General features: G+C 70.1%; 23 protein-coding genes. 15 read left to right on the top strand and 8 right to left on the bottom strand.

The window, feature by feature from the left end:
• The 9 genes from ABZ928_RS27495 (at nucleotide 1) to ABZ928_RS27455 (ending at nucleotide 6,472) form a co-directional block, all read left to right on the top strand.
• Nucleotides 1-348, top strand: coding sequence for a hypothetical protein (locus ABZ928_RS27495; protein WP_361524290.1), 348 nt, complete (start codon nucleotides 1-3; stop codon nucleotides 346-348).
• Between the two features lie 15 nt (nucleotides 349-363).
• Nucleotides 364-1,278 carry a hypothetical protein gene (locus ABZ928_RS27490; protein WP_361524286.1) on the top strand — a complete coding sequence of 305 codons (915 nt, stop codon included), beginning with the start codon at nucleotides 364-366 and terminating at the stop codon, nucleotides 1,276-1,278.
• A gap of 448 nt (nucleotides 1,279-1,726) precedes the next feature.
• Entirely contained in the window at nucleotides 1,727-1,987 is a 261-nt protein-coding gene (locus ABZ928_RS27485; RefSeq protein WP_361524283.1) for a hypothetical protein, read from the top strand.
• A 229-nt stretch (nucleotides 1,988-2,216) separates the two neighbouring features.
• Nucleotides 2,217-2,930 (top strand): histone-like nucleoid-structuring protein Lsr2, encoded by a 714-nt coding sequence (locus ABZ928_RS27480; protein WP_361524280.1) that lies wholly within the window; start codon nucleotides 2,217-2,219, stop codon nucleotides 2,928-2,930.
• 88 nt (nucleotides 2,931-3,018) lie between these two features.
• Nucleotides 3,019-4,389, top strand: a complete 1,371-nt coding sequence (locus tag ABZ928_RS27475; RefSeq protein ID WP_361524277.1) for a DUF3987 domain-containing protein — start codon at nucleotides 3,019-3,021, stop codon at nucleotides 4,387-4,389.
• 164 nt (nucleotides 4,390-4,553) lie between these two features.
• Complete coding sequence (locus ABZ928_RS27470) at nucleotides 4,554-4,796, top strand: hypothetical protein (RefSeq protein WP_361524274.1); 243 nt, start codon at nucleotides 4,554-4,556, stop codon at nucleotides 4,794-4,796.
• Between the two features lie 5 nt (nucleotides 4,797-4,801).
• On the top strand, nucleotides 4,802-5,317 hold the full coding sequence (locus ABZ928_RS27465; RefSeq protein ID WP_361524271.1) for a DUF6879 family protein: 516 nt from the start codon (nucleotides 4,802-4,804) through the stop codon (nucleotides 5,315-5,317).
• Between the two features lie 12 nt (nucleotides 5,318-5,329).
• On the top strand, nucleotides 5,330-6,178 hold the full coding sequence (locus ABZ928_RS27460; protein WP_361524268.1) for a helix-turn-helix transcriptional regulator: 849 nt from the start codon (nucleotides 5,330-5,332) through the stop codon (nucleotides 6,176-6,178).
• A gap of 90 nt (nucleotides 6,179-6,268) precedes the next feature.
• Nucleotides 6,269-6,472: a hypothetical protein gene (locus tag ABZ928_RS27455; RefSeq protein WP_361524265.1), complete on the top strand. Its 204-nt coding sequence runs from the start codon at nucleotides 6,269-6,271 to the stop codon at nucleotides 6,470-6,472.
• 522 nt (nucleotides 6,473-6,994) lie between these two features.
• Here ABZ928_RS27455 and ABZ928_RS27450 read toward each other — a convergent pair.
• The 4 genes from ABZ928_RS27450 to ABZ928_RS27435 are packed head-to-tail and all read right to left on the bottom strand — an operon-like array spanning nucleotide 6,995 to nucleotide 11,952.
• Nucleotides 6,995-8,329, bottom strand: coding sequence for an AAA domain-containing protein (locus ABZ928_RS27450; protein WP_361524262.1), 1,335 nt, complete (start codon nucleotides 8,327-8,329; stop codon nucleotides 6,995-6,997).
• Entirely contained in the window at nucleotides 8,326-9,915 is a 1,590-nt protein-coding gene (locus ABZ928_RS27445) for a hypothetical protein (RefSeq protein WP_361524259.1), read from the bottom strand. Before ABZ928_RS27445 ends, ABZ928_RS27450 begins: the two co-directional genes overlap by 4 nt.
• On the bottom strand, nucleotides 9,906-11,048 hold the full coding sequence (locus ABZ928_RS27440; protein ID WP_361524257.1) for a hypothetical protein: 1,143 nt from the start codon (nucleotides 11,046-11,048) through the stop codon (nucleotides 9,906-9,908). The genes ABZ928_RS27445 and ABZ928_RS27440 overlap by 10 nt, the downstream gene beginning before the upstream one ends.
• Nucleotides 10,999-11,952 (bottom strand): phosphatase PAP2 family protein, encoded by a 954-nt coding sequence (locus ABZ928_RS27435; protein WP_361524254.1) that lies wholly within the window; start codon nucleotides 11,950-11,952, stop codon nucleotides 10,999-11,001. The genes ABZ928_RS27440 and ABZ928_RS27435 overlap by 50 nt, the downstream gene beginning before the upstream one ends.
• A 190-nt stretch (nucleotides 11,953-12,142) precedes the next feature.
• Between ABZ928_RS27435 and ABZ928_RS27430 the strand changes: the two genes are divergently transcribed.
• Nucleotides 12,143-12,739 carry a histidine phosphatase family protein gene (locus ABZ928_RS27430; RefSeq protein ID WP_361524251.1) on the top strand — a complete coding sequence of 199 codons (597 nt, stop codon included), beginning with the start codon at nucleotides 12,143-12,145 and terminating at the stop codon, nucleotides 12,737-12,739.
• Between the two features lie 35 nt (nucleotides 12,740-12,774).
• Here ABZ928_RS27430 and ABZ928_RS27425 read toward each other — a convergent pair whose 3' ends face one another.
• Complete coding sequence (locus tag ABZ928_RS27425) at nucleotides 12,775-14,223, bottom strand: hypothetical protein (RefSeq protein ID WP_361524248.1); 1,449 nt, start codon at nucleotides 14,221-14,223, stop codon at nucleotides 12,775-12,777.
• Nucleotides 14,224-14,516: 293 nt separating this feature from the next.
• Between ABZ928_RS27425 and ABZ928_RS27420 the strand changes: the two genes are divergently transcribed.
• Nucleotides 14,517-14,933 (top strand): hypothetical protein, encoded by a 417-nt coding sequence (locus ABZ928_RS27420; RefSeq protein WP_361524245.1) that lies wholly within the window; start codon nucleotides 14,517-14,519, stop codon nucleotides 14,931-14,933.
• A gap of 80 nt (nucleotides 14,934-15,013) precedes the next feature.
• On the top strand, nucleotides 15,014-15,883 hold the full coding sequence (locus tag ABZ928_RS27415; protein WP_361524242.1) for a fused MFS/spermidine synthase: 870 nt from the start codon (nucleotides 15,014-15,016) through the stop codon (nucleotides 15,881-15,883).
• A gap of 52 nt (nucleotides 15,884-15,935) precedes the next feature.
• Here ABZ928_RS27415 and ABZ928_RS27410 read toward each other — a convergent pair whose 3' ends face one another.
• From ABZ928_RS27410 to ABZ928_RS27400, 3 genes are all read right to left on the bottom strand, one after another.
• Nucleotides 15,936-16,544, bottom strand: a complete 609-nt coding sequence (locus ABZ928_RS27410) for a TetR family transcriptional regulator (protein ID WP_361524239.1) — start codon at nucleotides 16,542-16,544, stop codon at nucleotides 15,936-15,938.
• On the bottom strand, nucleotides 16,541-18,088 hold the full coding sequence (locus ABZ928_RS27405) for an MFS transporter (RefSeq protein ID WP_361524236.1): 1,548 nt from the start codon (nucleotides 18,086-18,088) through the stop codon (nucleotides 16,541-16,543). Before ABZ928_RS27405 ends, ABZ928_RS27410 begins: the two co-directional genes overlap by 4 nt.
• A gap of 122 nt (nucleotides 18,089-18,210) precedes the next feature.
• Nucleotides 18,211-18,726: a hypothetical protein gene (locus ABZ928_RS27400; protein ID WP_361524233.1), complete on the bottom strand. Its 516-nt coding sequence runs from the start codon at nucleotides 18,724-18,726 to the stop codon at nucleotides 18,211-18,213.
• 112 nt (nucleotides 18,727-18,838) lie between these two features.
• Between ABZ928_RS27400 and ABZ928_RS27395 the strand changes: the two genes are divergently transcribed.
• From ABZ928_RS27395 to ABZ928_RS27385, 3 genes are all read left to right on the top strand, one after another.
• On the top strand, nucleotides 18,839-19,567 hold the full coding sequence (locus ABZ928_RS27395) for a response regulator transcription factor (RefSeq protein WP_361524230.1): 729 nt from the start codon (nucleotides 18,839-18,841) through the stop codon (nucleotides 19,565-19,567).
• The gene (locus ABZ928_RS27390) at nucleotides 19,564-20,961 is read left to right on the top strand and encodes a HAMP domain-containing sensor histidine kinase (RefSeq protein WP_361524227.1); all 1,398 of its coding nucleotides are present in this window, start codon (nucleotides 19,564-19,566) and stop codon (nucleotides 20,959-20,961) included. Before ABZ928_RS27395 ends, ABZ928_RS27390 begins: the two co-directional genes overlap by 4 nt.
• Before the next feature lie 107 nt (nucleotides 20,962-21,068).
• On the top strand, nucleotides 21,069-22,547 hold the full coding sequence (locus ABZ928_RS27385) for a cellulose binding domain-containing protein (RefSeq protein ID WP_361524224.1): 1,479 nt from the start codon (nucleotides 21,069-21,071) through the stop codon (nucleotides 22,545-22,547).
• The last annotated feature ends 5 nt before the right edge of the window (nucleotides 22,548-22,552 follow it).

The following is a 22,552-nucleotide window of genomic DNA, read 5'->3' as shown; positions in this document are numbered from 1 at the left end:
ATGAGCGACACAGAACTGAATCCCGAGGTCATGCCTGCCGACGCTTCCGATTCCATTCGGGCCGAGGTTGCGCAGGAGTATGCGGGGAAGCTGGCGAGGGCTGAACTCAAGACCCATGCCGCCCAGGCCGGGATCAGCCTTCCTGACGGATTCACGGATTACCTGGAAGCTGCGAAGCTGCTTGGTGAAGATGGCAAGCCTTCGGCCGAGGCCATTGAAGAGGTCCTGGCGCCCTTCAAGCCGAAGGAGCCGACGTTGCCACAACTTGCAGGGGCAGGACATAACCGGGGTGGCAATCCCATCCCGGAGTACCCTCGCGTATCTCTCGACGCACGACACCGAAAGTAAGAAGGAGACACATCTATGGTCTTTCAGTATCAGCATGCGGGAACCCACACCTTCGTTCCGGCGCAGTGGGCGTCTGACCTTCTCGAACAGTTCGATCCCTTGCTTGTGTGGGCTTCTCGTCTTGTGAGTAACCGGGACTATGAGGGAGAGATCCAGGTTCGGGGCGATGTCGTTCACGTGAACTCCCTGATCAGGCCCACGGTCGGTGAGTACACGATTGCCGACGGGATGACCGCACAGCGGCCAGAGACTGTCGATCAGGAAATCCCGATCACGGAGGCCGACTACATCCAGCTTTTGATAGAAAATGCTGAACGAGTGCAGGTGGCTTCCGGGAATCTCAGCTCTCCCATCAACCGGCAGATGGTTCGTGCTCTCGCCGCCAAGGCTGACACTTATATGGCTAACGTCATTTCGAGCAGCGCTACGGCACTTCCGAACATCACTCCTGTCGCAGGCGGCATTCCCTCCAGTTTCTACGGTGCGATTCTTGACATAATGCTGGAGCTGGATGAGAGCGACGTTCCCGAGGATAGGCGCTACGTCGTGGTGTCCCCTCGCGTGAAGCGGTATCTCATCGAGCATCCGCCCATCGCGAATGCTGCCGCATACGGCGAGGGCGGCGTGACATCCAATGGCGTCGTTGCCCGCCTTGCGGGGTTCACAGTTGCTTCCACAACCGCCATGCCGTCTGGCGTGGATATCGTCGCTGGCCATCCTGATTTCAGTACGTTCGCAAGCCAGTTCAACGATTTCCGCGAAGGTATGAGTGAGCGCTATCGAGCTGACTTCGTGGACTCCTTGCACGTCTATGGCGGAGCGGTCATTCGCTACCCCAATATGGACACCAAGAAGGCTGACAACACCTGGGACACGAGCAAACCGACTAAGGGAATTGTGAAGGCTGCGGTTACCTGGCCCACTTCCTGACCTTTAGATTGATTCGGGCCCCTGCCGATACGCAGGGGCCCATTTCGTTAACCGACCGTCGACAGCACGGCCTCGCCGGCCGTGACTGTCCGTTTTTCCGGAGAACCCTTGCCCAAGCCACGCAATCCCGCTTCGCCATTCAGCAGGTATCGCGAAGCACAGAAACTCACCGTTCTCCCGCTGGAACACAGTCTGCCAGTTCCTGACCTTCCTGCGGGCCGGGATTGGACCGACCATGAACGGGCCTACTGGAAGGAGCTTTGGGAGACTCCTCAGGCATCGCAGTGGGACGATTCCACGGCCGGTGTGGTGGCTGCCGTGGTCGTCTACTGGTCGGCCATTCTCGCTGGCGCGGCCACCAACACTCAGCACATGGAATACCGGCACCTCGTGAGGGCTCTGGGTCTCACGCCGGAGGGTATGCGGGCACTTGGGTGGGTGATGGGAGATGAGTAAAAAGCTCGCCCGGCGCAAGGCTGCTCAGGCCGCCAAGGCTCCCACCGGCCGCACTTTCCAAACCCATGTCGAAGGCATCGAATGCCCGGACTTCTCCGACTGGCAAGACGGGGAAACCGTCACCAATTGCCACACATGCTGGGACCTGTGGGTGCTCCACGTCGCCTGGCGGGCCAGTGGAATGGAAGAACCCTGGGGAGACGGTCAGATACACGACCAGCCTTCATGCTTCGAGTGCCTGAAAATTGACTAGCAATCAAACGATGAAGAAACGGCACCCCCGGTGGGTCCTATTCTTTTAGAACTACCCATTACCCCACCCTCGTAATTCAAATTTCGAGAATTTGAGTAATGGTCCAGTTATCTTGCATTTATCGTTCCGTGATGGGGGTGCGGAAGAATAGGAGTCAAGCGGGGAGGCCGTAAGAGCAACGCTCCGGCCTCCCGCTAAGACTTCCGCCCTAACGAAGGAATACGGCGCGATGATAAAGACGGTCCTTGTTCCGGTTGAGTACACGTATTGCGATGCCCACATTGCTCGCGACGGGTCAGAGGTAGAGGCCACGTCATCGCTCACGCTGGGAAAGGACACGTGGCACCTGTGCTTGGAGCACGACGTCTCGTTTGGCCGCTACCTCTGCGACGCGTTGGGCTCGCCGTCTGAGAACGAGGGCTCACCGACTGAGCCTGAGCCCGTTCCCGTTGAGCCGGAGCCGGAAGCGGTTCCCGTGGTGGAGCCCGACCCTGGGCCGGTTCGGTCCGTGATGATCGCGGGTGAAGTGCCCGGCTACGACTGGGAGGACGCTCGCGCGGCTGTTCGCAACCTTGGGTATCAGGTGGTCGGCCGTGCCGATGACAGCACAGTCCTGCTGATCCTGGGTGAGGGCGGCGACCGGAACGGCACCAAATTGCGGGACGCGTCCGAGAGAGACATCCCGTGCGTGGACGTACGCGCCCCGGGCCGCTTCAAGTCAGCAGTCTGCACCGGTGAGTTGGTTGGAGGGGACCCGATTCCTGAGCCTGTCAAGGCCGACCGTTCCGGGATGAGCGAGCGTGAACGCAACAGTGCCGTGAGGGCGTGGGCGCGAGAGAACGGCCACGCCGTCCCCACGAAGGGCCGCATTCCGATGAACGTGAGGCACGCCTACGAGTTGGCGCACCGGGATGCGTCGGAGGGAAAAGCGATCGCGGCGTGAGCGTCGCCCCCGTCGTGCCGGGCGCCGATTGGGCCCGGCCTCCCCGGACAGAGGCCACCCAAGCAACTCTCTTCGAGATTGAGGCAGCATGAGCACCCCCGTTCTGTACGGTCCCATCGGTCACGTGGTCCGCAGGATCGCCCCGTTCCTGGAAGCGGACCCCTTGGGGGTGTACGTGGCCGCCCTGTCGATGTGGTCGGCCGCGATCGGGGGCACGGTCAAGGTCTCCTCCCGTGGCAACACCCGTCCCGTACTCCTGTGGTCGGCCGTTGTCGCCGGAACCGGACGTGGAAAAGGGACTGCGCTGCGGGCCGCACATCACGTCCTGGACAAGGCTCTTGGCCGCTTTCTCGCTACGCACACCACGTCCGGGATCACGTCCGGGGCGAGCATGGTCAACCACCTGTGGGAGCAGCAGGAAGCCACCGCCGAGACCGAACACGGGCGGGACGTCAGGGCGTTCGTTTGTGAGGAGGAGTGGTCGGAAGTGCTCCGCCGGGTGAAGCGGGACGCATCGTTCACGACCAAGCTACGGACCGCATGGGACGGGGCAACGCTGCGGAACACGACCAAGGAAGAGGCGCAGGAAGTACGCGACCCGGCCATGGTCCTGCACTGCCACGTCACGCCCTCCGACTGGAGCAAGTACGTGGGCGAGTCGGAAGCGGCGGGCGGCTCGTACAACCGCATACTTCCCTTCCTGCTGAGGTCGGTGCCCCTCTTGGACGACGACCGGGTGAGCCTGCCCAAGGTGGACGGACGGGAGTTGTCCGATGCCTACGGATGGGCCACGGCTCGGCCGCGCGTGATCACGCTAGGGGAGGGTGCCCGGCCGTTGTGGCGGATCGTGCGACGGTACGCGCGCATCCTGGGCGAGACCCTGCCGGAGAGTCAGGCCGTCTTCATCGAACGGACCTCGGAACAGACCCTTCGGGTTGCCGCCTGCTTGGCAGCATCCGAGTGCTCGGAGACCATCACTCACGAGATGCTGTCGGCCGCCTTCACTCTGGTCCGCCGGTCGGTCCAGGACGCCGTACGCATCACCAAGGGGGCCACCTCCCCGAAGGTGAAGCGACAGCCGCTCAGCCTTGAGGACAAGGTCCGGGCCCGGATCGACCTGCACGGCGGACGGGCCACGTCCTCTCAGGTACTCCCGTACGTCGGAGCGTCGGCGGAAGCAGTGAAGGCGCTTCCGGGAATCGTCGTAACGGTGGAGCGGTCCGGAAAGAGCGGCCGTCCGGCAACGGTGTTCACGCTGCGCGGTGACGAGTCCGAAAACGCTCCGTCGACAAAAACAGCTGATGAGCCCAGGCCGGCCAGCGCGGAGCGTGAGCGGAACCGCACAACGGTCGTCCGCCTGGACGCCTACCGCCCCGAACCGGCACAGGCCCCCGAACCCGCGCCCGCGCCGAAGCGGCTGGAACCGCTGGACGCCAACCCCTTCCGCGCGCTGCTCTAACGCTGCGAAGCAATCAAAAGAACCCCTCAACCCGCCCTCGCCAGAGGCGGATTGGGGGGCTCTTCCACGTTCATCGGCTGTCTGGCTATGCCCTCTTGACGTGATCCGTCAGGCGGGTGATGGTCGTGCAATCGGGCGCAATCGCATCGACGGAGGGAGCAGTCATGCAGCTACGTTTCCTTGGGATCATCCCGAACACGCCGGACACGGACTCACCAACGATCTGGCTGGACGAAGAGACGGGAGACCTTCTGATCCAGTCGTACAAGGCGACGGAGGCGGAGGTGAAGGCATGTCAGGAGATCGGCTCGATCCCCGGGCACTCGACTGATGTGCCGGATCACGAGACGGTTATCAGGCTTCCGAAGGTCATGCTCCAGTACATCCCCGGCCCCGACAGCGAGTAGCAACCATGACGAACCCCGTGCTTGACGGTCTGGCGAAAGCCCGTCATTCCGCCGTGCACTTGGAAATGCGCGACGCGTACCAGCCCACCGACCCTGAGTTCATCGCGTGGCAGAGCGGGAAGCGCCTTGACCCTGGCGCAGGCCGGTCGACGTGGTGGCGTCCGTTCCTGGACGTGGTGGCCGAGGTGACGGCGCGCGGAGTCGTCATGCGGCGGGCCCGGATCATCTCGGAGCCGGTGACGGACTACATCAAGTACGAGTACGACGTGACGTTTCCGAACGTTGCGGCGGGTGAACTGGTCCGCTGGCTTCCCCGTCGCAAGGCGGCCGACATCCCCCTACCCGGTACAGATCTCTGGATGTTCGACAAGTCTTCAGTGCTGTTCACCTACTTCTCCGGCGTCGGGGAGGTAGTTGACCGTGAGTGGTGCACCGAACCAGCCGTCGTGGAGCTGGTGAGTACCGCGTTCGAAACGGTCTGGGAACGGGCCACGCCTCACGGGGAGTACAAGCCGGTCTGACCGGTTCGCGCCATGGCCGTATCAGGATCATCAAGTGTTCAGGCAGCCCGGAAAGTCCTTGCTGATCGCCTGCGTGAGATCTGCAAGGACGCCGGGTTGGACGGCAAGCGTCTTGCTGAGGCGTGCGGCTGGCACCCAGCGAAGGTCTCCCGGATCTCAACCGCGAAAACCTCTCCCTCTGCCGACGACATCCGGGCATGGTGCCGTGCCTGTGGCGCTGAGGATCAGGCAGAGGATCTGATTGCCTCTCTCCGGGCCGTTGAAGGCATGTGGGTGGAGTGGCGCCGGATGGAACGGGCTGGGCTGCGGCAGGCCCAGGAAGCGCGTTTGCCGCTGTACGAACGAACCCGCTGGTTCCGCTCCTACTCGCCGGGGCTCATTCCCGGACTGATCCAGACGTACGGCTATACCGAAGACGTGTTGCGGGCCGTGCAGCGTCGACGGGTCGAGATCGATGACGTGGCCGACGCCGTGGCAGCGCGGATGGAGCGTCAGCATGTTCTGTACGAGGGACAGCGTCGTTTCGCGTTCCTGGTGGAGGAGTCGGCTCTGAGGAACGCACTCGGTGAGCCCGACACTCAGGTTGAACAGCTTGAACATCTGCTTACGGTTGCTGCACTGCCCAACGTCAGCTTGGGAGTGGTGCGCACGACGATCGGCCGCTCCCGCATGCCTGTTGAGGGATTCTGGATCTTCGACACAGCACAGGTGAACGTCGAGTTGGTCTCCGGCTACCTCACGATCACACAGCCCCGAGAAGTGGCTACGTACGCCGACACGTTCGCCGCACTGGCAGACATCGCGGTGTACGGCGCGAAGGCTCAAGCACTGATCAGAGCCGCGATGAACTCTCTGGGGTGATTGGCGCGCAATCTCGTGCAATCGGCTGTGAGTTGAGGTTCCGCTGTTCCTAGCGTGGTTGTCATCGGACCACGTGAGGGGACAGCGACCATGGCAAGCCAGACCACGGCGGAAACCGACGCGCGACAGGGCGAGTACACGACCTACGCGCCCAACGGGGAATCGTGCCCCGACTGCAAGAAGCCGATCAAGAGCCTTGAGCCGTGCCGCCGCATCACGACTGACCGATCGTCGGCCGGTCCCCAGGTGCGCTACCGGCACGTGGAATGCCCCCGGGACAAGGCCACCTCGTGACAGTCCCCGCAAAGCGCGTCAGCGCCCGACCGAGTGCCTTACCCGACCCGGAGTTGGTCAGCCTCACCAGCGATCCCCTGGGACCGTACGCGGATTCTCCCCAGGGCTGGTGGACGGAGTACGGCGGAGCGCTCGACACGACTTCCGGGGTAGTCCACATCCCGAGAAGAACTCAGCTTCCCGCGTGCCCGTTCCCGTGCCAGCACTGCGGAGGCGCGTGATGCTCCTCGTGGACCTCACGACGCCTCGCCTCGGTCCGGTCGATCCGGACCGGTGCGCCACGTGCGGCATGCTGCGAGACACCCTCAGCGCGGCCGTAACTACCGGCAACTCACAGAACGCCCGAGCTGTCGTCTACGGCATGCACGCCCACATGATCCACGGCCACCCCGACGACCCCCGCAACGTCCGGCACACCCCATGATCCCGACCTGCTGAGGACGGCCCGAGAAAGGCTCAGCGGGTCGGTTGCTCCGTCTGTGCGCTGCTCCCCCGTGGCGCGCAGGCGGGGCTTTCTGCTGGTCAGGGGCGCCAAGACACACGGTGCTCCAGGAGGTGAAGGTATGTGGTAAACATGGCATCCCAGCCGTCCGGGAACTTCACCACCGTCCCCAGCTGCACCGGCTCCGTCGACGGATAGTCGTCCAGCAGTTCGCCCACCCCGGCCCGGCACACCACGATGCACGCGTGCCGGTGGCGGGAGGCGAGGACGCAGAGGCGGCCCGTCTCCAGGTGGAAGGCGGTGGCGTCGGGGCGGCCGGAGAGGGGGTGGAGGACGACCGTGACGTCGTACTCGCGGCCCTGGAGACGGTTCGCCGTGTCGACCGTCACCTCGGTGACGCCCAGTTCGGCCAGTGCCGCGCGGACCGCCGCCGCCTGGTCGCGGTGGGCGGTGCCGACGGCGAGGCGATCGGCGGTGAGCGGGGACGGGTCCGGGGAGCGTTCCGAGGTGGCCGCGCCGCCGCGGTCCAGCAGACGGCGGACGACCAGTGCCACCGCCCGTACCGCCTCCGGGTCCGTGCGCGGGGTGTGCCGGGCGGGCAGCTCCAGCAGTCCCCAGCCCGACTCCGCCGCCTCGTCGATGACCCGGTCGGGGCCGGAGCCGTCGGACGGGACGGCGAAGGCGAGGGCGCGGTCGCCGTGGCCGGTGCCGCTGCGGAACGGCGTGAAGGGGTAGAAGGCCCGGGAGACCAGCTCCGCCGCCGTCGCCGGGAGCCGCCAGGAGACGGGGAGGCGGTGCTGGGGGAGGTCAGGGTTGTGCGCCAGCAGCGTCGTCACCGCTGACGCCGACGGGTCGTACGACAGTCCCGCCCACTGCTCGCTGCCGACGATCGCGAACGGGTCCAGCTGCCCCGGGTCGCCCACGAACAGCGCCCGCTCGAACAGCCCGGCCACGGCGAGCAGCGAGTCCGAGCGCATCTGGTACGCCTCGTCGACGATCGCGTGCTGCCACGGCTCGTCCACCTTGACGTGCGCCCACTTCGCGGCGGTGGAGAGGGTGACCGGGAGGCCGGTCAGCTCCGCCGGTTTCGCGGACTTCCGTACGTTCGGCAGGTTGTCCAGCGCCTTGTCGTACGCGTCCGTGTCACTGCTGTGCAGTCGGCCCACCGGCAGGTCCGGGTTCTTCTCGGCGAGCCTCAGGACCAGGTCGTCGACCTGGGCGTTGGTCTGTGCGACGACCATCAGCGGGCGCCCCGCCTCGGCCAGTTCGAGCGCCGCGCGGACGACCAGCGTGGACTTGCCGGCGCCGGGCGGGGAGTCGACGACGACACCGCGCTGTTCGCTGTGCAGGGTGTGGTGGAGGATCGCGTCGGTGGCCTGCGCGGCCGCCGCGCCCGGGTCGAAGACCGTGGTCACAGGACGTCCTCCTCGGTCGTGCGGTCGGCGGGCTCCTGGGCGGCTTCACCGGGCGGGCCGCCGTGCGTCCAGGGCGTGTTCTCCGGGTCGGGGAGCTTCGCGCCGCCCCGCTGCTCGTGCTCGAAGAGGGTGAAGCAGAGCCGGTCGCCCTTCTCCGGCACGGAACCGGCCTCCGGCTCCTTGCCGCGGCCCATCTTGTCCAGGACCCGCAGCACCACGCAGTCGTCGCCCTGGTGGCCCACGAATTCCGCCGACTGCGGCTTGCCGCCCAGCGAGCGGTACACCTTCACGCCCTCCGCGAGGTACGGCCGGTCGTCCGTGCGCACCGTGACCAGCGGGCGCGGGCTGGGGCGTTTGCCCTCGCTGTACGTCATCACGACATCCGTGACCTCGCCCGCGAACGCCTCCCCGGCCAGCCGCCGTCCCGCCATCACCAGCGGGTCGTCCAGGGCCTCCTGCGCCTCCAGGCGGGCCTGCTCGCGCTCGCGCGTGGCGAGCTTGCTGGCGGCGGTGACCGCGTCGTCGCGGCGCGGCTGCGGGGGCTCGCCGGCGAGGACGCGGTCGCGGTGGCTGGTGAACGACCAGCGGTCCCGGGTCCAGCGCTCCTCCACGCGCGTGCCCTCCGGCAGCTCCCGCAGGAGGTCCAGGGCGCGCCACACCGCGTCCCAGGTGGGGCGGGTCCGGCTCTCCACCAGCTCCCGGATCTCCCGCTCGGCGGTGGTGAGTTCGCCGAGCCGGTCGTCGGCCTCCAGACCGTCCTGGGCGGCGGCGAGGGCGGTACGCGCGCGGTCGTAGCGCTCGATGGCGGGGGCCAGCAGCTTGTTGTCGAACGCCGGGTCGGTGGCCGGGCCGGCCGGCGGGTGCAGCAGCTGGCCCTTCGCGTCCCGGCCGAGCTCGGCCTCCAGCGCCGCCTCGGCGCCCGTCGTGCCCTCCGGGGGGTCGATCCAGGCGAGCAGCGCGCCCAGGTGCTGGTCCTCCAGGGTGGACTGGCCGGTCGCCCAGTGCCGGGACAGCACCTCCGTCGCGGCGAGCAGCAGGGCCGAGCCGGGGACCCGGGCCCGCTCCCCGAAGTGGGTCAGCCACCGGCCCAGCAGCGGCACGCGCGGCGGGGCGGGGTGCGGGGACTCCGGGTCCTGCTCGGCCGTACGCCGAAAGCGCATGGAGCGGCCCAGCAGCCGTACGTACTCCACGCCCGCGCGGCTCGGCACGATCAGCTGCGGGGCGTCCGCGCACAGCTCGACCTCGACCTTGACCCGCTTCCCGGTCTCCGGGTCGGTCTCATTGCGCTCGGCGGCCTCGACGGCCTCCGCGTAGGTGTCGATGTACGGCAGCACGACATCCGCCAGCTCCGCCAGGAACCCGAACCGGAGATCCCGGTCGCGCGGCTGCGGTACGACCAGGAGGCGCGGCGCGTCCCGGTCGGTGCCGACGAGCGCGCCGAGCGGCGCCCCGGCCTCACCGGCGGTGGTGAGCGGCACGAGGACCAGGGGGCGCTCGGAGAGATGCCGGTGCCGGACGGTGGCGGCGGGCTGGGCGCGGCCGGCGGTGACGGCTTCCAGGCGGGCGACGGTGGCGATCAGTGACATGCGGTCGCCTCCTCGCCGAGGGCTTCCGCCCTCAGGGCTGCCGCGCGCCTCAGCGCGGCCACCGCCGGATCGGTGGGATCCCCGGACTCCCCGCGGGCCGCCGCGAGGACGTCCTCCACGGTGGTCAGTCCGCCGAGTTCGGCGCGTACCGAGCGGCCCAGGGGTGTCACCGCGCCGGACGCGCGGGAGCGGTCGCGGCAGTGGAAGGCCAGTTCGCAGGCGGCCAGGCACTCGGGGGCGTAGGTGGCGGGGACCGACTCGACGGCCGTGGTGAGTTCGTCGGCGGGGCGGGACGGGTCGAAGCAGGTGCCCTCGGGGAGGGTGTCGGCGATGTCCTGGATACGGGTGAGGCGGGTCAGCTGGCGGGCGGTGACCGCGCGCTGCTTGCGGATGTCCACGGCGGACGCGGTGGGCAGGTTGGAGAAGTCCTTGGGGCAGACCAGGAGCACGCGCTCGCGCACCCGGGGAGCGGGCGCGCCGCCCTGGGTGAGACGCGCCGCGACCTGCTCCAGCGCCAGCACGTACACCGCCGCCTGCCGCGCCGCCGCGCCCACCTTCGCGGGGTCCGCCGAACCGTCCAGCATCGGGAAGGACTTGATCTCCACGACCGTCCAGCTGCCGTCCGGGTGCACCACCACCGCGTCCGGCTCCAGGAAAGCGGGGGAGCCGGCGACGTCGAGGGCGAGCATCGGGTGGTCGAGCAGGGTCCACTCGCCGGCCGCCTCGGAGGCCTCGCGCAACGCGAGCGCGGTGCGGGCCGTGCGCCCCTCGGGGCCGATCGCGGTCAGCTCGGGCACGCGCGCGTGGGCGGGCGGCTCGGCGGAGCGGTCCAGCCGCTCGTGGACCAGCCGCAGCAGCTCCGCACCGCCGTCGGCCTTGACCTTCGCCTCGAAGGCGTTGCCCCGGGTGAGCGCGAACTGCGACTGCCCGAACGCCGACGGGGAGCCCAGCGCGCTCGCCAGCGCCGTCTTGTTCACCCCGGCGCCGTCGAGGATCGCCCGCCGTCTGCAGCCCGGGTTCGCGGCGAGGGCGGCCAGGGCGCGCGCATCGAGCGCCTTGGCCGGGACGTCGGGGCCGCGCAGCTCAGCGAGCTGTTGCCGGAGCGCCGTCCCCCGCGTCCGAGGGAGAGGCACTCGGCTCGGTTCCTGGTCCGAACCGTGACTCGCGCTGCCGTGGAATTCGCTCACCCGCGGAAGTCTGGCATCCGGCACTGACAATTGAGGTCTGAGCGCTCGGAGTGCCCGCGGTGGCAGGCGTGAGGACGACCGCCGCGCGCGCCTTGATCCGGTCCGCGCCGCGCATCACGAGCGGCGCGATCAGCAGCCCGAGGCCCATCACGGCGGCGCCCGCGACGGCGTCGAGGAAGTAGTGGTTGGCGGTGCCCATGACCACGATCGTGGTGATCAGCGGGTAGGCGACACCGAGGGCCTTCGTCGTACGCGTACCGCCGTAGCGCCACAGCATGACCCCGCACCACAGCGCCCAGCCCACATGCAGGCTCGGCATGGCCGCGTACTGGTTCGTCATTCCGCCCATGCCCCGGGGCGCGCTCGCCTCGCCGCCCCACCAGCCGTACGAGCTGTACTGGGCCATCGTGTCGACGAAGCCGTGGCCCGCGGAGAGCAGTCGGGGCGGGCAGGTCGGCAGCAGCGTGAAGCCGATCAGGCCCATGAAGGTGGACGTCATCAGCCAGGTGCGGGCCGCCCGGTAGTGCACCGTGCGCGACCGGAACAGCCAGATCAGGATCACCGGCGTGACCAGGTAGTGCAGGGACGCGTACCAGAAGTCGGCCGGTACGCCGAGCCAGGCCTCACGGGTGAACAGGCGGTTGAGCGGGTGCTCGGCGTTGATGTGGAGGAACTTCTCCACCTTCAGGATCGCCAGGCCGTGGTCGACCGCGTGCGTGACGTCGCCGCGCGCGAGGAGCCGGCCCGCCGAGTAGCAGGCGTACACCAGGAGGATCAGCGGCAGCTCGGTCCACCAGCGCAGCCGGGTACGCGAGGTCGCCTCCATGCCCAGTGTCTCGGCGTGCGGCATCCGATCGCCTCCCCCTTCTCGTCGCGGCGTCCGGTTGCCCGGTCTTACCACTTTACGGTGTATGTGTTCGCCCCGCTCAGGGCCCCCGGCCCTCTAGGACGCAGAGATCGCCCGACGGGTTGCCCCCGGACAGGGTGCGGGATGATGGGGGGAGCCCGCCCGCATTTTCCCTCGAAAGGTCCCTCGGCTCATGGCACCGCGCATCCTGCTGGCCCGGCACGGACAGACCGAATGGTCCCTCGCCGGGAAACACACCGGCAGGACGGACGTGCCGCTCCTCGAAGAGGGCCGGCGCGGCGCCAAGCTGCTCGGCGAGCGACTCCACCGCGCCCCGCTCGACGGCCTGCCCGGAGTCGAGGTGCGCACCAGCCCGCTCTCACGCGCGCGTGAGACGTGTGAACTCGCCGGGTTCGAGGAGCGCGCGAGCGAGTGGGACGCGCTCCTCGAATGGGACTACGGCGCGTACGAGGGCCTGACCCCCGCCGAGATCCAGGCCATCCGCCCCGGCTGGCTCATCTGGCGCGACGGCGTCCCCGAGGGCGAGACCCTCGCCGAGGTGACGGCCCGCGCGGACGAGGTGGTCGCCTGGGCCCGCGCGGAGGACCGGGACGTCCTGGTCTTCGCGCACGGGCACATCCTGCGGTCCATAGGCGCCCGATGGCTGGGCCTGCCCCTGGACTTCGCCGCGCGGATCCGACTGAACCCGACGTCGCTGTCGGTGCTGGGGTGGGCGTACGGGGAACCGGCCATTGAGAGCTGGAACGACTTGGGGCATCTCGCGGCGTAGTGGTTGCCCTGGTGGCTGTCGCTCGCCGGCGCGGGCTAGGCCGATCTCGGCAGACCCGCGTGCCGTTCCAGGAACGTCGACACCCCCGACGCCCGCCGGTGCGGCAGCAGCACTCTCGCTGTCTCCGCGAGCATCGCCTGCACCCGGGACGACTGGACCTGCCCCAGCAGGTCCAGCACCCGCATCGCCGCCGAGGCGGCCTCGTCGGGCCGTCCGCCGCGGGCCAGGTCGTCGGCCAGTTCGGCGGTGTACAGCGCGATGTTGCGCGTGAAGTGCGGATCCTGGAGCTGCGCCGCACGCCGCGCGTGCCGAGCGGCACGGGGCCAGTCGCCCAGCGTGGACCAGCACTGCGCCTCCAGGCCCTCCAGCTCGGCCTCGCCGTAGAAGCTCATCCACTCGGGGTCGGCGTCCGAGGGGCCTCGCTCGAAGAGTGCCTGCGCGCGGGCCAGCGCCTGTTCGCAGCCGGTGCGGTCGGCGAGCCCCGCCCAGCCGCCCGCCTCGCGCAGCGCGAGCAGCGACATGAGGCGGGCGGATCCGAGGGACCGTCCGACGCGCTGGGCGGCCTGCGCGGCGCGCAACGCCTCCCGGGGGCGCCCCGCGTCGCGCGCGAGGAACGCCGTGTTGCAGAAGGCGTGTGACTCCAGGGCGGGGTCGCCGGTCATCCGCGCGGTGGCGAGTGCTTCGGCGTAGTGCGAGCGCGCGTCGTCGTACCGTCCCGAGTCGTGGGCCAGCCAGCCCACCGAGATGGCGAGTTCACCCGCGCCCGAGTGCAGCCGGTCGGCGGTCGTCTGCCGGGTCGCGCCGGCGTCAAGGAGCGCGTACGCGGCGCGCAGCGGGGCCGCCGCGCGCCGGTACAGTCCGTCCGCGCCGTGCCGGTCGTCCAGCAGCCGGATCCGGCGGACCGCTTGTTCCAGGGCGTCCGCGTCGCCCGCCCCGACCCGGCGCACGGGTCGTCCCGCCGCCGCGGCGTCGAAGGCGAGCCCGATGGGGCCCAGTGAGGCGGCGGCCACCGTGGCGCCCCCGCCGGTCATGAATGCGCGACGCAGCACGTCGCTCTCCTCGTTGTCGTACGTCTCGTAGGGGTCCTGCGTGTCATACGGCTCGTACGCCCCCCACGTCTCACCCGCGGCATATGCCGGGCTCGTGACGCATGCCGGGGGCGCGACCTCGGCGGCGCGCGCCCCGCGTCCTCGTACGGACGCGCGGGGTGCGAACCCCAGGTCGGTGAGCGTGCGGCCGGGGAACATGTGCAGGAACACCCGCTCGTACGCGTAGTTGGGGCAGCGGATCTCGCCCGCCTCGACCCGGCCCACATAGCGCGCGTCACAGCTGACCCGCTCACCGATCTCGCGGGCGGCCCTTCGTACCGCCGCGGCGAACTCGGCCGGGGAGCGCTGTCCGCGCAGCTCCCGGAACGCGAGGTTCGGTCGCGGTGGTCTGGGGGACTGATCCGCGTGCGAAGGGGCCACCTTTGACGACGCCATGGCCGGGTCCTCTCGTGAACCGTCGAACCATGCCGGATTCGGGGTGGGTTGTCCGTGTGACACCCTGTTTCCGGCGGGCAAGAACGTACCCGCTGTGTCGGACCCGCCACGCAGGGTTTGGCTACAAACCGGATATCTCATCCAGGATCTGCCATGAACTGCCATCCTTTGCGGCTGACTTGTGCCGTAGCCGTTGACGCCGTCGCGCGTTGAACCCCACAGGACCGGGAGCCGCCCGACTCCCGACCCGCTCGTCCGAAGATCCGAGGAGGGGTTCCGTGGTGGAGGCCGGGATGGAGACCAGTCAGAGCATCGAAGCGTGTACGCCGCTGACGGAGCGCAGCGAGCCACCGGTCCCGGAGGCCGGCTGCGACCTCGTCACGGTGCCGACCCGGCAGGGTCTGGAGGCGGTCGACATCCTGCGGCGCGGCGGGGCGGGCGACGCGGTGGGACCCGTACTGCACGACGACGGCGACGACACCCTCGGCTTCGTGGTCCCGCCGGGCACGGCCGCCGCCTGGGACGTGCCGGGCAGCACCTGTACGGAGACCAACGGGCGGGGCCTGCGGCTGAACCCCGAACCGCCCGTGGAGGGCTCCGACTGGCTGCTGCCGCCCGGCGACGGCGACCTGGCGACCGACCCGGCCGTCCTGCGGGCGGCGCTCGGGGAGGCGGCCCGCCTGATCGAGGCCGCCGACAACTGCCGCTGAGCGGCACGACGGCACGTGCCGAGCGGCAGGACCGTATGCGCTGAGCGGCACGAGCGCCCGCCGCTTGCGACAATGCCCCCATGGGAAAGTCCAGGAGCGGCCGACGCGGCCAAGCCGTCGCCGAAGCCGTCGTAGAGGCCGTCGACGGCGGGCTCGCCGAACTCATACCCGACCGGGACCGCGCGCGTGCCTGGACGCTGCTGATCGACGGGGCGCCACAGTCGCACGTCGACCTGGACGACCCCGCGTATCTCTCCTTCGAGTACCAGCGCCGCCTCGGGCATGTCATCGACCTCGTCGCCCCGGCCGGGAAGCCCGTCCACGCCGTGCACCTCGGCGGCGGAGCCCTCGGTCTCGCCCGGTACGTCGCCGCCACCCGGCCCCGTTCCACCCAGCAGGTCGTCGAGCGCGACGCGGCCCTCGTCCAACTGGTGCGGCGGGAGCTGCCGTTGGACCCGAACGCCCGCATCCGGGTGCGCTCCACGGACGCGCGCGAAGGGCTCGCCAAGGTGCCAGACGGCTGGGCCGATCTCGTCATCGCGGATGTGTTCAGCGGGGCGCGCACCCCGGCGCATCTGACCTCGACGGAGTTCCTCGACGAGGTCCGCCGGACCCTGAAGCCCACCGCGGTCTACGCCGCCAACCTCGCCGACGGCCCCCCGCTCGCCCATCTGCGCGGCCAGATCGCGACCGCCGCCGCCCGCTTCGAGCACCTCGCCCTCATCGCCGACCCGACGGTCCTGCGCGGCAAACGCTTCGGCAACGCCGTCCTGGTCGCCTCCGACACCCCGCTCCCCCTGGCCGAACTGACCCGCCGCGCCGCCTCCGACCCGCACCCGGGCCGCGTCGAACACGGCAAGCCCCTCACCGACTTCACGGGCGGCGCCGTACCGGTGACGGACGCGGCGGCGGTCGCGTCGCCGGCGCCGCCGCCGTCGGTGTTCCGCTGAGCGCCGCGGTCCGCCGCCGTTCGGAAGGCCGATCCCGCAGAAGGCCAATCCTTCAGAAGGTCAATCCCCGCGACAGCAGCGGCAGATGGCGCTCGTACAGTTCCGCCAGGTCGTCCTTGCCGTCGCCCTCCACCCAGTGCCGTACGAGGGCCGTGAACACGGCGATGACGGCCGCCGCCGCGCACCTGACCTCCAGGTCGCCCGCGTCCCGGCCGGCGCGTTCCGCGATGACCTCGGCCATGGCGCGCTCGCTGCGCTCCTGCTCGGCGACGTTGCTGGCGCGGATCGCGGGGTCGGTGAAGGTGAGGCGGGCGCGCAGGAGGAGGGCCTCGCGGTCCTGCTCGAAGACGGCGCCGAGGGGGCCCTTCAGGGAGGCGATGATCGCGTCCACGATCGGCTCGTCGGCCGGGCGGGAGCGGATCGCGTCGGCGAGCGCGGGGTCGTACTCGTCCTGGATGACCACGTCCTCCTTGGTGGGGAAGTACCGGAAGAACGTGCTCGACGAGACCTCCGCCGCCTCCGCGATCTGGTCGACCGTGGTCGCCTCGTAGCCGTGCTCGGCGAAGAGACGGTAGGCCTCGCGCCGGATGCGCTCGCGGGTCTGCTGCTTCTTGCGCTCCCGCAGGCCGAGGGGCGCGGCGGAGGTCTCGTGCGTCGTCATACGACTGATTCTGCGTGCTGGGCGGCGGACCGGGCCACCGTCCGGGAGCAGGGGGCGGGGTCGGGCAGGAACAGCGCGGCCAGTACGGCGGCGAGCAGGGCGATCGCTCCGCAGCCGGCCAGGACCAGGTTCATGCCGTGGAGGAAGGCCTCGTGGGCGGAGGCAACCAGGCCCGTGTCGTGCAGCCGCGCCGCCACCGCGTCCGCGCCCGCCACCGAGTCACGGGCCGCGTCGGCCGCCGGAGCGGGCAGTCCGCCGGTGTCGAGGCGGGCCAGATAGCCGTACCCGAGAAGGCTGCCGAGTCCGGCCACGCCGAGGACCGCGCCGAGTTGCTGCACGGTCTCCAGGAGGCTGGTGCCGGAGCCCGCGTGGTCGGCGGGGAGCGTGCTCATCACCAGGCTGGTCGCGGGTACGACCGCGAGCCCGAAGCCGAGGCCGGTGAGGGCGAGCCACAGGGCGGTGAAGCCGTAGCCGTCCGAGATGTCCGTGGTCGTGCCGAGCAGGACGCCGGCCGCCATCACGGCCATGCCGGACGGTACGACCGTACGGGCGCCGAGCCGCGGGACGAGGGCCTCGCTCGCGGTGGCCGCCGCCATCAGGCCGCCGATCAGGGGCAGTACGCGGATTCCGGTGCCGAGGGCGTCGTTGCCGAGCACGGACTGGAGGTACTGCGGGACCACGAACAGGATGCCCATCACCGCGAAGTTGACGAAGACGGCGATCAACGTGCCCCACAGGAAACGGGGTTCGGCGAACAGCTTCAGGTCGACGACGGGGTGCTCGGTGCGGCGTTCGCGGACCACGAACGCCGTCAGCAGGGCGGCCGCGGCGGCGAGGGAGGCGAGGACGGATGGGGAGGTCCAGCCGTCGCGGGGGATCAGGATCGTGCCGTAGACCAGGGCGACGATGCCGAGGCCGCCGAGCGCGGTGCCGAGCGCGTCGAAGGGCGCGGTGGTGGTGCGGCGGGAGTCGCGGGGCAGCAGCCACCAGCCCGCGAGCAGCGCCAGCGCGGCGACCGGCAGGTTGAACAGGAACACCGAGCCCCACCAGAAGTGGTCGAGGAGCCAGCCGCCGACCACCGGGCCGACCGGCATGCCGAGCGCCGTCGCGGCCGTCCACACGGCGACGGCCTTGGGCAGCTCCGCCTTGGAGAACACGCGCGGCAGGATCGCCATGGACAGCGGCATGATCGCGGCGGCGCCGAGACCGAGGACCGCGCGGGCGGCGATGACCGTCGCGGGCGAGCCGGCGAAGGCCCCGGCGAGCGAGGCGAGGCCGAACAGGCCGATGCCGGAGAGCAGGAGCCGTTTGTGGCCGTACCGGTCGCCGAGCAGACCGACCGGGAGCATCGCCACCGACAGGGCGAGCAGATAGCCGCCGCCGATCCACTGCAACTGGGCGCTGTCGGCGGGCAGTTCGGCCGCCATGGTCGGCAGGGCGACGTTGATGACGGTGCCGTCGAGGCCGACGATCAGCACGCTCAGGGTGAGCGCGGCGAGCGCGAGCCAGCGGCGGGATGACGGGGACAGGGCGTGCGCGGACATGTGGACCTCCCGAGTGGAAGCAACCTGATGAAAGGCTACTCCCAAATGGGAGTCGACTGTCAATATTTAGTTGGCTGTCAGATTTCGGCGCCCGGTGCGGCCACCACGCCTCGCCGCGGCCCCTAGTACGTCCCCACCTCCACCCGAGGCGCGCTGTCGTGCCAGGTGCAGAACACCGACACCCGGTCCGCGCCGGAGGCGAACTCCACCCGGATCCATGTCTCCGTCTTCCACACCTGCATCGACCAGCCCGCGGCCGGTGTCGCCGAGACGAGGGTCGCGGAGGTCTCACCGAGGTCGAAGACCGCGCGGCCGCCCTCGGTGTCGTAGCTCTTGACCTCGCCGGAAGTGGAGGGGGAGGGGGTCGGGGTCTTCGACGGTGTCTTCGAGGGGGTCGGGGTCGGGGACGCTTTCCTGGACGGACTCTTCGACGGAGAGGCGGACGGGGACGGGCGTGCCGTCGACGACGCCAGCGGCTTCGACTCCTGTGTCGTCGCGTCGGCGGCCGTGATCGGGAGGGCGCGCGGCGGGTCGTACGCCGTGCCCGCCATCACCGTGTGGACACCCCACCACGACAGCGTGACCGCCGCGCCCGTGGCGAGCGACCAAGCCAGTACGTGTATGAGTCCTCTGCGCATCGCGGGCCATACTGCCTCACCCGTCCCAGGCGTGTCCCACCCCGTTGCCCACCGGACTGAGTTGTCCACAGGCGCCGGATGGGGCTCCCCCGCATGGCGTACGGTGCGGCGCATGGCAAGTGTGCTCGTGGTCGAGGACGACCAGTTCGTACGCTCGGCGCTCATCCGGCATCTCACCGACGCCGCGCACCTCGTGCGCAGTGTGGGGACGGCACTGGAGGCGCTGCGCGAGGTCGCCCATTTCCGTTTCGACGTCGTCATCCTCGACCTCGGTCTGCCCGACCTCGACGGATCGGAGGCGCTGAAGATGCTGCGCGGCATCACCGACGTCCCTGTGATCATCGCCACGGCCAGGGACGACGAGGCGGAGATCGTCCGGCTGCTGAACGCGGGCGCGGACGACTACCTGACCAAGCCGTTCTCCGTCGAGCACCTGTCCGCGCGGATGGCCGCCGTCCTACGGCGGTCCCGGGCCGTCGTCGGGGACGCGCCCCCCGAGTCCGTGATCCGCGTCGGCGGACTCACCGTCGACCCGCTGCGCCGCCAGGCCGAACTGGACGGCGTCCGCCTCGACCTCACCCGCCGCGAGTTCGACCTGCTCGCCTTCCTCGCCGGCCGCCCCGGAGTCGTCGTCCCCCGCAAGGAACTCCTCGCCGAGGTGTGGCAGCAGTCCTACGGCGACGACCAGACCATCGACGTCCATCTGTCCTGGCTGCGCAGGAAGCTGGGGGAGACCGCGGCGCGACCCCGCTATCTGCACACCCTGCGGGGCGTCGGCGTGAAGCTGGAGCCTCCGGTGGAATCCCCCTACGGGCCGCCCGGTTCGGAGTCGCCGCGATGAGATGGGCACTCGTCAAGGTCTGCCTCGCCGTCACCACCATGGTCGTGGTCGCCTTCGCCGTCCCCCTCGGCCTCGTCATCAAGGAGATGGCCCGGGACCGCGCCTTCTCCAACGCCGAGCGGGAGGCCGCCGCCGTCGCCCCCGCCCTGTCCATCACCACCGACCGGGACCAGCTGGAGCGGGTCGTCGCCTCCGCCGGCTCGGAGGCCGAGATGGCCGTGCACATACCGGCCGGCGCCGACACCCAGGCCGTCGACATCGGACGGCAGCGGGCCGCCGACGGCGACATCGCGACCGTACGGAAACTGGGCCGCGCCTCCACCAGCGAGGTGCACGGCGGATCCACCCTGCTCCAGCCCGTCGCGCTGAGCTCCGGCGAGATCGCGGTCGTCGAGGTGTACGTCCCCGAGTCCGAGGTCAGCAACGGTGTCGCGACGGCCTGGGCGGTGCTCGCCGGGGTCGGTGTCGCGCTGATCGTCGGCTCGGTCGCCGTCGCCGACCGGCTGGGCGTACGGATGGTGCAGCCCGCGCAGAAGCTGGTCGAGGGCGCGCATGAACTGGGGGAGGGGAAGCTGGGGTCCCGGGTGCCCGAGGAGGGGCCGATCGAGCTGCGGCTCGCGGCGGTCGCGTTCAACTCCATGGCCGACCAGGTCGTACAACTGCTCGCGAACGAGCGGGAGTTGGCGGCCGATCTGTCGCACCGGCTGCGCACGCCCCTGACCGTGCTGCGGCTCAACGCGGCCTCGCTCGGGGACGGTCCGGCCGCCGAGCAGACGCGGGCCGCGGTCGCGCAGCTGGAGCGCGAGGTCGACACCATCATCCGGACCGCGCGGGAGGCCAAGCCGCAGACCGCGGCCGCCGGGCCCGGCGCCGGATGCGACGCCGCCGAGGTGGTGCGGGAGCGGATGGCGTTCTGGTCGGCGCTCGCCGAGGACGAGGGGCGCAAGGTGCGGGTGGCCGGAGTGGAACGGCCGGTGCGGATACCCGTGGCCCGCGCCGATCTCGCCGCCGCCCTCGACGCGCTGCTGGGCAACGTCTTCCGGCACACCCCGGAGGGCACCGCCTTCGCGGTCGACGTGCACAACGGCGAGGACGCGGTGATCGTGCTGGTCTCCGACGCGGGGCCCGGCATCCGCGACCCCGAGGCGGCGATGGCCCGAGGGCGCGGATCGGGAAGCACCGGGTCGACCGGGCTCGGGCTCGACATCGTGCGCCGGCTCGCGGAGGAGACCGGCGGGGACGTACGGATCGGCTCGTCGGTGCTCGGCGGCACCGAGGTGCGGATCTGGATCCAGCTGGACGGGCGGGTGCCCGAGCGCCGGGGGCACCGGGTGCGCAGACGCCGTACCGGCCGATTGGTCTCTACCTTTAACCGGCCCCGATCCCTTCCTTAAGCGCACCCTAAGATCACCAACCGCCGTCCGGATCAGGCGCTTTGCCCGATTCCGGATCGCTAGCGTGCTGCCGCACCCCACCCCCGAACTGTGAAGGCAGGCACGTCATGAGCACGCACCGGCGCAAGGTGAGCGGCAGAAACAAGGTGATCGCCGGGGCCGTCGCCGCGGCCGTGATCGGGGGCGGCGCGATCCTGCTCACCGGTACCGCGCAGGCGGCCGGGGTCGGTGCCGCGTACACGAGGACGAGTGACTGGTCGACGGGCTACACCGCGCAGTACGTCGTCACCAACAACAGCGGCGGGGCGGAGACCGGCTGGAAGCTGGAGTTCGACCTGCCGTCGGGCGCGAAGCTGAGCTCGCTGTGGAACGCCGAGTCGAGCGTCAGCGGCTCGCATGTCACCGTGACCTCCGCCAAGTGGGACACCGACGGGCTGGCCGCCGGCGAGTCCGTCACCGTCGGCTTCGTCGTCAACGGCACCGGCGACCCGACGGGCTGTCTCATCGACGGCGCCGCCTGTTCCGCGGACGGCACCGCCACACCGGAGCCCACCGGCCGCCCGAGCCAGACGGCCACCGCGACACCGACCGCCACCGCCACCCCGACCCCCACGAAGACGGCGACCAGCACCCCCACCGCCACGGCCACCGCCTCCCCGACCGCGACCAGCAGCACCGGCACCGGAACCACCACCAGCGCCGGCTTCGCCCCCTACGTCGACACCTCCCTCTACCCCGCCTTCGACCTGGTCGCCAGCGCCACGGCCACCGGCGTCAAGGACTACAACCTCGCCTTCATCACCGACGGTGGGAGCTGCACCCCGAAGTGGGGCGGCGTGACCGACCTCGCGAGCGACGCGGTGGCCGCACAGATCGGCGCCCTGCGCGCCAAGGGCGGCGACGTCCGGGTCTCCTTCGGCGGCGCGGCGGGCAGCGAGCTGGCGACGACCTGCTCCTCGGCGGACGCGCTCGCGGCGGCGTACGAGAAGGTCGTGGCCGCCTACGACCTGACCAAGGTCGACTTCGACGTCGAGGGTGGCGCACTGCCCAACACCACGGCGAACACCAACCGCGCCAAGGCCATAGCCAAGCTCCAGCAGAACCACCCCGGCCTGGACGTCTCCTTCACCCTCCCCGTCATGCCCGAGGGTCTGACCCAGGACGGCGTGAACCTCCTGTCCGACGCCAAGGCGAACGGCGTCGCGATCGACACCGTCAACATCATGGCGATGGACTACGGCCCGGCGTACAGCGGCGACATGGGCACCTACGCCGAGCAGGCCGCCACCGCCACCCAGGCCCAGGTCAAGAGCGTCCTCGGGCTTTCCGACGCCGCCGCATGGAAGGCCGTCGCGGTGACGCCCATGATCGGCGTCAACGACGTCACCAGCGAGATCTTCAAGGTCGACGACGCCGCCCAGCTGGTCGACTTCGCCAAGTCCAAGGGCCTCGGCTGGCTGTCGATGTGGTCGGCCACGCGCGACAAGCAGTGCTCCGGCGGCGCCAAGACCTACGCCGACGCCACGTGCAGCTCGATCGTCCAGGACGAGCACGCGTTCTCGAAGGCGTTCGAGGCCTACAACTGACGCCC

It is taken from the genome of Streptomyces sp. NPDC046909 (assembly GCF_040644695.1).
Classification (GTDB): domain Bacteria; phylum Actinomycetota; class Actinomycetes; order Streptomycetales; family Streptomycetaceae; genus Streptomyces.
This window is presented reverse-complemented; position numbering and strand designations above follow the sequence as displayed.

Coding starts and splice junctions, on each gene's coding strand:
- ABZ928_RS27495 (WP_361524290.1), top strand. CDS start 1: ATGAGCGACACAGAACTGAATCCCGAGGTCATGCCTGCCGACGCTTCC.
- ABZ928_RS27490 (WP_361524286.1), top strand. CDS start 364: ATGGTCTTTCAGTATCAGCATGCGGGAACCCACACCTTCGTTCCGGCG.
- ABZ928_RS27485 (WP_361524283.1), top strand. CDS start 1,727: ATGAGTAAAAAGCTCGCCCGGCGCAAGGCTGCTCAGGCCGCCAAGGCT.
- ABZ928_RS27480 (WP_361524280.1), top strand. CDS start 2,217: ATGATAAAGACGGTCCTTGTTCCGGTTGAGTACACGTATTGCGATGCC.
- ABZ928_RS27475 (WP_361524277.1), top strand. CDS start 3,019: ATGAGCACCCCCGTTCTGTACGGTCCCATCGGTCACGTGGTCCGCAGG.
- ABZ928_RS27470 (WP_361524274.1), top strand. CDS start 4,554: ATGCAGCTACGTTTCCTTGGGATCATCCCGAACACGCCGGACACGGAC.
- ABZ928_RS27465 (WP_361524271.1), top strand. CDS start 4,802: ATGACGAACCCCGTGCTTGACGGTCTGGCGAAAGCCCGTCATTCCGCC.
- ABZ928_RS27460 (WP_361524268.1), top strand. CDS start 5,330: ATGGCCGTATCAGGATCATCAAGTGTTCAGGCAGCCCGGAAAGTCCTT.
- ABZ928_RS27455 (WP_361524265.1), top strand. CDS start 6,269: ATGGCAAGCCAGACCACGGCGGAAACCGACGCGCGACAGGGCGAGTAC.
- ABZ928_RS27445 (WP_361524259.1), bottom strand. CDS start 9,915: ATGTCACTGATCGCCACCGTCGCCCGCCTGGAAGCCGTCACCGCCGGC.
- ABZ928_RS27435 (WP_361524254.1), bottom strand. CDS start 11,952: ATGCCGCACGCCGAGACACTGGGCATGGAGGCGACCTCGCGTACCCGG.
- ABZ928_RS27430 (WP_361524251.1), top strand. CDS start 12,143: ATGGCACCGCGCATCCTGCTGGCCCGGCACGGACAGACCGAATGGTCC.
- ABZ928_RS27425 (WP_361524248.1), bottom strand. CDS start 14,223: ATGGCGTCGTCAAAGGTGGCCCCTTCGCACGCGGATCAGTCCCCCAGA.
- ABZ928_RS27420 (WP_361524245.1), top strand. CDS start 14,517: ATGGAGACCAGTCAGAGCATCGAAGCGTGTACGCCGCTGACGGAGCGC.
- ABZ928_RS27415 (WP_361524242.1), top strand. CDS start 15,014: ATGGGAAAGTCCAGGAGCGGCCGACGCGGCCAAGCCGTCGCCGAAGCC.
- ABZ928_RS27410 (WP_361524239.1), bottom strand. CDS start 16,544: ATGACGACGCACGAGACCTCCGCCGCGCCCCTCGGCCTGCGGGAGCGC.
- ABZ928_RS27405 (WP_361524236.1), bottom strand. CDS start 18,088: ATGTCCGCGCACGCCCTGTCCCCGTCATCCCGCCGCTGGCTCGCGCTC.
- ABZ928_RS27400 (WP_361524233.1), bottom strand. CDS start 18,726: ATGCGCAGAGGACTCATACACGTACTGGCTTGGTCGCTCGCCACGGGC.
- ABZ928_RS27395 (WP_361524230.1), top strand. CDS start 18,839: ATGGCAAGTGTGCTCGTGGTCGAGGACGACCAGTTCGTACGCTCGGCG.
- ABZ928_RS27390 (WP_361524227.1), top strand. CDS start 19,564: ATGAGATGGGCACTCGTCAAGGTCTGCCTCGCCGTCACCACCATGGTC.
- ABZ928_RS27385 (WP_361524224.1), top strand. CDS start 21,069: ATGAGCACGCACCGGCGCAAGGTGAGCGGCAGAAACAAGGTGATCGCC.